Annotated in this window: 3 protein-coding genes; all 3 read right to left on the reverse strand. The window is 37.1% G+C overall.

Features of this window, described 5'->3' with window-relative positions; genetic code table 11:
* Positions 1–1137 (reverse strand): ABC transporter permease (locus QZ359_RS04385; RefSeq protein WP_293963000.1); only part of this gene is annotated, 1137 nt, incomplete at its 3' end.
* On the reverse strand, positions 1106–1789 hold the full coding sequence (locus tag QZ359_RS04390; protein WP_261055129.1) for an ABC transporter ATP-binding protein: 684 nt from the start codon (positions 1787–1789) through the stop codon (positions 1106–1108). The genes QZ359_RS04385 and QZ359_RS04390, both read right to left, overlap by 32 nt.
* Positions 1790–2094: 305 nt before the next feature.
* Positions 2095–3006 (reverse strand): XRE family transcriptional regulator, encoded by a 912-nt coding sequence (locus QZ359_RS04395; protein ID WP_285304740.1) that lies wholly within the window; start codon positions 3004–3006, stop codon positions 2095–2097.
* Between the last annotated feature and the right edge of the window lie 123 nt (positions 3007–3129).

Consider the following 3129-nt stretch of genomic DNA (forward strand, 5'->3'; position numbering starts at 1 on the left):
CACATTCGCCAAACTTCCCACCCCTTGTGCAACCAAAAATGCCAGCAGCAAGGCAATGCCTACAATCCAAATAGCCTCGTAAATAAAAATTCCTTTGACATCGCGATTTTGATAACCAACTGCCTTCATGACACCTATTTCCTTAGAACGTTGCATGATATTGATGTAAATAATGATACCAATCATGACCGCTGCTACCACAATAGCTTGTGATGAAAGCACAATCAACAATCCCTGAATGACACGAATAAAAGTAATCACAATATCAAGAACCTTCTGTTGAGAAAGAACAGTATACTTCTTGTTTTTCTGCAATTCTTCTGTTACCGTTTTTGTCTGTGATGGATCTTTGAGTTCCAAGATAAAATAAGATACAGCTTTTGTAAATCCAGCTTCTTTCAAAATCGTTTCCATTTGATGAGATGGCATGAAACTGTTGCTGTCCTCCAGGTCATCTTCATCATTGATTACACGTACAATCTTTGTTTGAAATTGAGCAGTCTTACTAGCTTCGGCAGCATTTTCTACAATGCTGGCTGAGACTGGTTTGCCAATAAGATCACTAGCTGTCAGATTGTTTCCTGTCTGTTCATTCCAATTTTTTAGTAAACTGCTTGGAATCGTCAAGCCCTGTTCATTTGCATCACTATAGAGGGAGCCAGCCAACACTTTGTCCGTCTCATTACTACTAACAGAAATACTTGTATCCTCATAGAGACTCACTACTTGAGCATAAGAAGGCATCGTTTGACTCAGATCCATTTCTTGCCCATCTATAGTAATATTTGACATGATCATCCCAAAAGGACTCTCCAAATATTTAATAGCTTCTTTTCCAACTGTATCCGTGATATAGTTCTTATCATCTTGATTCAAAAAGCCTCGTCCAACATTTTTTGTGTTTAAAGCAATCTGAACTTGAGAAGGGATTTGACCTCCATTCGTATTTTCATCAATCATCGAAATCAAAGCATTTCCCAAGCCGAAAGAAATTAAGACTCCTACAAAACCGATTGAGGTTGCTAGTGCAATCAATAGATTACGCCACTTTCTTTCCAGAAAGTTATTTAAAGAAAGTTTGAATTTATTTTTCAATGATAATCCTTTATTTTTTGACTTCTTCAACGACTTCACCATCCTTCATTTTGATAATCACATCTGCATATTCAGCAACCTCTGGATTATGGGTTACGATCAATACTGTTTTCCCTGTTTGGGCTAAATTTTTAAATACTTCCAATACCATTTCTTGGGATTGAGAATCCAGCGAACCCGTTGGCTCATCTGCTACAATCATATCAGGCTGATTTACCAGTGCACGCGCTATTGCTACACGTTGCTTTTGCCCACCAGAAAGTTGTTTAACATTTTTAGCTACAAAAGGCTCCATGCCTAAGTTACTTAATTGCTCCTTTGCAATCATTGTCATCTCCCTGTCAGATAAATCTTTGACATAGAGAGGTAATTTGACATTGTCCAAGACAGACTGATGAGGAATGAGGTTAAAGTTTTGAAATACAAATCCAATCTTATCTTTACGAAATTGAGTTAGTTCAATCTCTGATAAGTCACGGAGGGATTCCCCTTTAAACTCTAAATCTCCTTCATATTGTCTATCTAAACCACTGATGATGTTTAGTAGACTGGTTTTGCCACAGCCTGATGGACCGTAAATCGCTGTAATTTTACCTTTTGCAATCTGCAGATTAATATTTCTTAGAGCCTGCTCTTGATGTTTACCGTCCAAAGTGTAAAATTTTGAAATATTTTTAATGGATAAAATGGACATTCTTTCCCCCTTATTTAAAACCGTTATCGTCATACATCGTACTGATAGAAAATCCTTCAAGTTGATTGACCCTATAGGCCTACTACTTAGAATTCTCTCTCTATTGCCGAGTTTGCTTCTGGATGTATAGCAAGTAATACTCTTCGAAAATCAAATTCAAACCACGTCAACGTCGCCTTGCCGTACTCAAGTACAGCCTGCGACTAGTTTCCTAGTTTGCTCTTTGATTTTCATTGAGTATAAAATTCATTTTAACAAAAAAGCGACATTTCCCCAATGACAGAAATGTCACTCCTATAAATCATTTAATAATACCTTTCTAAGTCTTCGCTCCATTCCTTATCTAAACTAACGAGTAACTTCTCATTACCAAACATCCTCGCCATCATTTTTGCTTCTTCATACTTTTGTTTGGCTGTATCATAATCGGTATGAATATAATATTTCCACTCCACCATCAAGACAATCGGTTGCTTTTGGAAATCTCGTGTTTTTTGTCCTATTTTATTTAAGGTCTCGACTGCCCTCTTAAAATAATGAAACAGCCCCATAATTTCTATACAAGCTAAAGAAGCTAACAAGGAATCTCTAAGTAAGTCCAAACAATCGAACTCTATCTTATCAACCTGAGAACTTAGTTTGTCATGAAAACAAAGAATGGTTTCATGCTCAGATTCTTTTATCTCACCCATATTTAAACCATCCATTAACTGACAGTTGAAATACAGTCTCAGTTTCAACAAGTCCTCGGCTTTATATACATCTCTGGATAGTAAGTCTTGAAGACCGTCCTCAATCACACCACTTCCGTATAAGGAATTACTAGTCGCTCTCACTTCATCTATGGCTTGAAGACAATCCACTAGCACTTTCTCATCACGTGGCAAATCATCATAAAAACACTCAAAAATCTCATCGAAATATTCTTCCTTTTGTTCCTGCAACTCCTTGTCTCCATAGTCAGGATGATGTAAAAGAAAGTACTTTAATTCTTGGTAACGCTTGGGTAATTCCTTATAGTCTGGCATCAAGACGTAGGAAGGAATTTCTAATCTATCCGCAATATATTCTAGGGTTTTTATCGTCGGGCGAAACTCTCCTTTTTCTATCCGCACCAGCTGACGCACTGATAGTTCAGACTCATCCCCGCAAAAAACTGGACGACTAAGTCCTTTCTCCTCTCTAAGAATCCTTACCTTTTCCCCTAGCTCATTCATCTCTTACATTTCTCCCTCGCATGATTATAAAAGATTTGATTTCCAAATAAATATATACGATGATTATACCATTTTTCAAATAGAATTACAAAAAAAGAGACAGGATTTCTCCTGCCTCTAGGC

Source organism: Streptococcus sp., assembly GCF_019414905.1.
Lineage (GTDB): Bacteria > Bacillota > Bacilli > Lactobacillales > Streptococcaceae > Streptococcus.

Bases quoted from the DNA above. Each gene is read 5' to 3' on its own strand.
- QZ359_RS04390 (WP_261055129.1), bottom strand. From the start codon at position 1,789: ATGTCCATTTTATCCATTAAAAATATTTCAAAATTTTACACTTTGGAC.
- QZ359_RS04395 (WP_285304740.1), bottom strand. From the start codon at position 3,006: ATGAATGAGCTAGGGGAAAAGGTAAGGATTCTTAGAGAGGAGAAAGGA.